This window comes from Streptomyces boncukensis, from assembly GCF_011045075.1.
In the GTDB taxonomy this organism is placed as follows: Bacteria; Actinomycetota; Actinomycetes; order Streptomycetales; family Streptomycetaceae; genus Streptomyces; species Streptomyces boncukensis.
In genome coordinates this window covers 1-5,390 of sequence record NZ_JAAKZZ010000491.1, presented here as the reverse complement: position 1 = coordinate 5,390, position 5,390 = coordinate 1, and the positions used below count along the sequence as shown (strand labels likewise).

General features: G+C 73.3%; 6 protein-coding genes. 4 read left to right on the top strand and 2 right to left on the bottom strand.

What is annotated here, in order from left to right:
- Window positions 1-638, top strand: a 638-nt coding sequence (locus G5C65_RS30345) for an alpha/beta hydrolase (RefSeq protein ID WP_165302259.1), incomplete at its 5' end; no start/stop codon positions are given.
- 228 nt (window positions 639-866) lie between these two features.
- Here G5C65_RS30345 and G5C65_RS30340 read toward each other — a convergent pair.
- Window positions 867-1,625 (bottom strand): class I SAM-dependent methyltransferase, encoded by a 759-nt coding sequence (locus G5C65_RS30340; RefSeq protein WP_165302258.1) that lies wholly within the window; start codon window positions 1,623-1,625, stop codon window positions 867-869.
- A gap of 218 nt (window positions 1,626-1,843) precedes the next feature.
- Here G5C65_RS30340 and G5C65_RS30335 point away from each other — a divergent pair, with 218 nt between their 5' ends.
- Entirely contained in the window at window positions 1,844-2,893 is a 1,050-nt protein-coding gene (locus G5C65_RS30335) for an aldo/keto reductase (RefSeq protein ID WP_165302261.1), read from the top strand.
- 27 nt (window positions 2,894-2,920) lie between these two features.
- Here G5C65_RS30335 and G5C65_RS30330 read toward each other — a convergent pair whose 3' ends face one another.
- A complete protein-coding gene (locus G5C65_RS30330; protein ID WP_165302257.1) occupies window positions 2,921-3,373 on the bottom strand; it encodes a carboxymuconolactone decarboxylase family protein in 453 nt (150 codons plus the stop codon).
- Window positions 3,374-3,521: 148 nt separating this feature from the next.
- Here G5C65_RS30330 and G5C65_RS30325 point away from each other — a divergent pair, with 148 nt between their 5' ends.
- Window positions 3,522-4,391 carry a sigma-70 family RNA polymerase sigma factor gene (locus G5C65_RS30325; RefSeq protein ID WP_165302256.1) on the top strand — a complete coding sequence of 290 codons (870 nt, stop codon included), beginning with the start codon at window positions 3,522-3,524 and terminating at the stop codon, window positions 4,389-4,391.
- A gap of 98 nt (window positions 4,392-4,489) precedes the next feature.
- Window positions 4,490-5,275, top strand: a complete 786-nt coding sequence (locus G5C65_RS30320) for an IclR family transcriptional regulator (protein ID WP_206442434.1) — start codon at window positions 4,490-4,492, stop codon at window positions 5,273-5,275.
- The last annotated feature ends 115 nt before the right edge of the window (window positions 5,276-5,390 follow it).

Below are 5,390 nucleotides of genomic sequence, written 5' to 3'. Positions count from 1 at the left end.
CCGAGACCCCCACCGCCGTCCTGCTGCACGGCGCGGGCAACGGCACCAAGGACCGCCTCGTACCGCTCCTGACGGACTTCCGGGCCCGCGGCTGCCGGGTGCTGGCCTTCGACTTCTCCGGGCACGGCCACAGCACCGGGCGGCTCGGCGAACTGAGTCTGCGCCGCCGCTTCCGGCAGGCCACCTCGGTGATCGAGGCGCGCGTCCCGGCCGCGTCACCCCTGGTACTGGCCGGCTTCAGCATGAGCGGCCAGACCCTGGCCGACCTCACAGGACGCTTCGGCGACCGGGTCGCGGCCCTGGGCCTGTGCGCGCCCGCCGTCTACGCGGCGGAGGCATGGGACGTGCCGTTCGGCGACGGGGACGGGCGGTTCAGCGAGATCATCCGGCGCCCGGAGAGCTGGCGCGGCGCCCCCGCGCTCGGGGCGCTCCGCGGCTACCGGGGCCGCGCCGTGCTCGCCGTACCGGGCACGGACGAGGTGATACCGCCGGCCGTGACGGAGGCGGTCGCCGAGGCCCTGGCCGCGCGCTCCCGGCTCACCCGCCTCGACTTCCCAGGCGCGGGCCACCGGCTGGGTGACTGGTTCCGCGAACACCCCGCCGACCGGGCGCGCTTCGCGGACGCGCTGCTGGCGTAGCCGCTGGTGGATCTTGCCGGGCCGGGGCTGCCCCTTGCTGTTCGTCGCGGTCTGCGGATTGTCCGTGGCTGGTCGCGCAGTTCCCCGCGCCCCTGCGGGGCGCCCCGCAGGGGCGCGGGGAACTGCGCGCGCAGCCACGGCGACGCCGCAGTCCGCAGGACACGGGCAGCCCCGGCCCGGCAGCCACGGCAGAGGGCAACCACGATCCGCCGGACGCTCCCTAGCCGCCTAGCCGCCGATGGCGGCTGTCACTCCGGCCACGAGGACGCAGACGTACGGCTCTTCCACCATGCCCTCCGGGAAGCGCTCGCGCAGCAGGACGCGTTCGGTGCGCAGCAGGGCCTCGCCGCGGTCGGGGAGCGTGGAAAAGTAGGAGTGGCTGCCGACGTTGCGCAGATGGCCGTCCAGCGTGACCCGGCGGGACCAGGGGATGTCCCGCACGGCCACGGTGGCGCCGAAGGGCACGAGCGCCTCCCGCGCGCCCTCCGCGCACACGAACGGCCGCGTCAGCCCGGCCCCCAGCCGCTCGTCCTGCTCGGCGACCCACGCCACCCGGGAGTCCGGCTGGTTCGCCCACAGCGCCAGCGCCCCGCCGGGCCGCAGCACCCGCATCGCCTCGGGAACCGAGCGCCCGGGGTCGGTCCAGTGGAACGCCTGCGCGTAGGTGACGAAGTCGAAGGAGCCGTCCGCGAACGGCAGCGCGTTGCCGTCGGACTGCACCAGGGGCACCGCGGGCTGGTCGGCCCGCAGCCGCGCCGCCATGCCCGGCCCCCGTTCCAGCGCTGTGACCCGGGCGCCGCGCTCCCGCAGCAGCCGGGTGGATATCCCGGTGCCCGCCCCGGCGTCGAGCACCGCGGCCCCGGACAGCGCACGGCCGGACATCTCCTCCAGCGCGTCGAAGAGCGCGCGCGGATAGCCCGGACGGGCCGACGCGTACTGCTCGGCAATGGCGTCGAAGGACAGGGCGCGGGGCGTTTGGGTCGGCATGCGTCCCATCCTTCCCCGCCCGCCCCGCGTACGCTCGTGTCACCTGGAGTGCGGCGCCTCCGAGCGCCGCGCGGACACGGCGCACCGAGCATCGTGCGCTCCCCCCGGTCGCGCCCGGGAGGAGGCTCCGGGAAATTGTGTTGCCCCCGCCCGCCGGCACGTCTTGGGTGATCTCATCCAGTCGACGAGGAAGCGGGGCGGAATCCATGGAGCAGCAGCTGCAGCAGCGATTTCTGGGCGGGACGGGTCTGCGCGTCAGCGAACTGTGCCTGGGCACCATGACGTTCGGCGGCGGCGCGGACGAGGCGGCGTCGCACCGCATGCTGGACGCGTTCACGGAGGCGGGCGGCACGTTCATCGACACCGCCGACATCTACGGTCGGGGCGCGTCCGAGGAGATCCTGGGCCGCTGGCTCGCCACGCGCGGCAACCGCGACGAACTCGTGATCGCCACCAAGGTGTTCGGGTCGATGGGCGAGGGCGGCGGGAACGCGACGGGCCTGAGCCGCAAGCACCTCCTGACGGCCGTCGAGGGCAGCCTGCGCCGCCTGGGAACGGACTACATCGACCTTTACCAGACACACATGTGGGACGTGGAGACCCCCGTCGAGGAGACCCTCTCGACGCTGGACACGCTGGTACGGGACGGCAAGGTGCGCTATCTGGGGGCCAGCAGCGTGGCCCCGTCGCAGCTGCAGAAGGCCCTCGACGTGGCGCGGTTCCGCCGCTGGGAGCCGTTCGTCTGCCTGCAGCCGCTCTACAACCTCCTGTCGCGGGAGCTGGAGTGGGAACTGCTGCCGCTGTGCGAGACGGAGGGCGTCGGCGTCATCCCGTGGAGCCCGCTGCAGGGCGGCTGGCTCTCCGGCAAGTACCGGCGCGGCATGACGGCAGCGCCCGAGGGCTCGCGCGAGGCGGCCGTCCAGGAGCAGCAGGGCCGCGAGAGCTGGCGGGACCGGGACACCGAGGAGACCTGGCGGGTCGTGGACGCGGTGCTCGCGGTCGCCGACGAGACGGGGCGCACCCCGGCCCAGGTGGCGCTGCGCTGGCTGCTGCAGCGCCCCGGGGTGACGGCGCCGATCGTCGGGGCCCGCACCCTGGAGCAGCTGACCGACAATCTGGGCGCCTGCGGCTGGGAGCTGACGCCGGAGCAGCAGGCGCGCCTGACGGAGGCCGGCGACCGCCCGCTGCCGCACCCCTACGATGTGCTGGCCCGCCCCAGGGAGCGGTCACGTCCCGCGCGCCGGCCTGCGCCGGGTCCACCGAGCTGACCTGCGGCGCTTCCGGCGCGCCGCCGGTCAGCCCCAGGCGCCGGGCACCTGCCTGGTGGCCACGTTCAGACGGTTGAAGAAGTTGGTCAGCCCCGCCATCAGGACCAGGGCGGCCAGACCTTTCTCGTCGTAGTGGGCGGCGGCCCGGTTCCAGACCTCGTCGGGCACCGGGTCGCTGCGGTCGGCCAGCCTGGTGGCGGCCTCGGCCAGCTCCAGCGCGGCGCGCTCGGCGTCGGTGAAGCGGGGCGACTCCCGCCAGGCCGCGACGGCGAACAGCCGCTCCTCGCTCTCGCCGCTCTCCCGGGCGCCGCGGGCGCCGGTGTCCACGCACGCGCTGCAACCGTTGATCTGGCTCGCGCGCAGGTGGACCAGGTCGAGCGTCGTCTTCGGGACACCGCCGGAGTAGATGCCCTGGTAGATGTTCTGGATGGGCTGATGGGCGTTGAGCAGCACGGCCGGGTTCTGGATGCGCGCTTCCATGGTCTTTCCTTCCTTCGGGAACGTCTGCGGCGGGTCGTCAGCCCGCGTCACTTCTGTGACGAGCGGCAGCGCGAAGATGTGACGGGCGACAGGCGACAGGCGACGGGCGACGGGCGCACCGAGCGGGACGGAAGGGACGAGGGCGGTCATGGACGGGGACGACCAGCTGGCACGCGCGTTCGAGGACAGGCGCCCGCGGCTGCGCTCCGTGGCCCACCGGATCCTCGGATCGTCCGACGAAGCCGAGGACGCCGTCCAGGAGGCGTGGATCCGGCTGCAGCGCAGCGACGCGGAGGCCGTCGAGAACCTCGACGGCTGGCTCACCACGGTCGTCGGCCGGATCTGCCTCGACATGCTGCGCGCCCGCAACCGCCGCGCGGAGCTCCTCGACGAGCACGCCGCCCCCTCGGACGCCGCCGTCGACGCGGAGATCTCCGACCCCGAGCACGCTGCCCTGCTGGCCGACTCCCTCGGCCTGGCGCTCCTGGTGATCCTCGACAGGCTCGAACCGGACGAGCGGCTCGCCTTCGTCCTGCACGACATGTTCGCCGTGCCGTTCGCCGACATCGCCCCGATCGTCGGGCGCAGCCCGGCGGCCACCCGCCAGCTGGCCAGCCGCGCCCGCCGCCGCGTCCACGGCGCAGCCCCGCTGCCCGATCTCCGCCGCCAGCACAAGATCGTGGACGCCTTCCTCAGCGCCGCCCGCAACGGCGAGTTCGAGCGCCTGCTGGCCCTGCTGGCCCCCGACGTCGCCATGCGCGCCGACGACACCGCGGTCCGTATCGGCGCCGCGGCCCTCACCCAGGGCGCGCACGGCGTGGCGAGCGTCTTCTCCGGCGGCGCCGAGGCCGCCCGCGTCTCGGTCATCGACGGATCGGTGGGAGCCGTGTGGCAGTCGAAGAAGCGCACGATCGTGGCGTTCGACTTCACTGTCGAGGACGGGAGGATCACCGCCATCGACCTGGTGGCCGAGCCCGACCGGCTGCGGAACCTCGACATCGTGGTCCTCGACGGCTGAGCGCCCGTATTTCGCATTACGCAACAGATGCACGATGCGGTACACGGTCGTACGAGCGGCGGCCGGGCCGCCGCTCCGCCACCGGATACGCTTCCGTCATGACCAGCAAGGGGACCCGGGCGCGCGACCACTCGGTGCAGTCCGTCGATCGGGCCGTATCGATCCTGCAGGTGCTGGCCACGCGGAGCCCCTGCGGCGTGACCGAGATCTCCGAGGAGCTCGGCATCCACAAGACGACCGTGTTTCGGCTGCTCGCCACGCTGGAGTCGCGCGGCCTGGTGGAGCAGGACTCGGAGCGCGGGCGATACCGCATCGGGTACACGATGGTCGAACTCGCCGCCGGGGCGAGCAAGGTGAACGACCTGTCCCTGCTCAGCCGCTCGATCTGCCAGGAGCTGGCGGCGGCCGTGGGCGACACCGTGAACGTGGCGATCCCGGACGGGCACGAACTGGTCACCATCGACCAGGCGATGGGCGCGGCGGCCATCGCGAGCATCGACTGGGTCGGCAAGCGCTCCCCGATGCACGCCACCTCGGCGGGCAAGCTCTTCCTGGCGGATATGACCCCGGACGAGGTGGCGGAGATCTTCGCGGAGGGGCCCGAGAAGTACACCCCGCACACCATCCTCGACCCGGCGCTGCTCGCGGCGGAGCTGGAGGCGGTGCGCGAACGGGGGTACGCCACCAGCAGCGAGGAGCACGAGATCGGGCTCGCCGCCATCGCGGCCCCGGTCCACGCCCTGGACGGCCGGGTCATCGCGGCCGTGATCCTGTCCGGGCCGACCTTCCGCATCAACGACGACACGGTCCCCGGCCTCGCCGAGCGGGTGGTGGCCGCCGGCGCGAAGATCTCCTGGCGCCGGGGGTATGTGAAGCGCGGCTGAGCGCACCCCCTTGACGCCGGGGACGCGCAGCTCCACCATCTGTTTCATATAGCGGTTTCGTTTCATATAGCGAAACGCGCGATACGGCCGGTCCCGCCCAGAGCCTCCCGAGGAG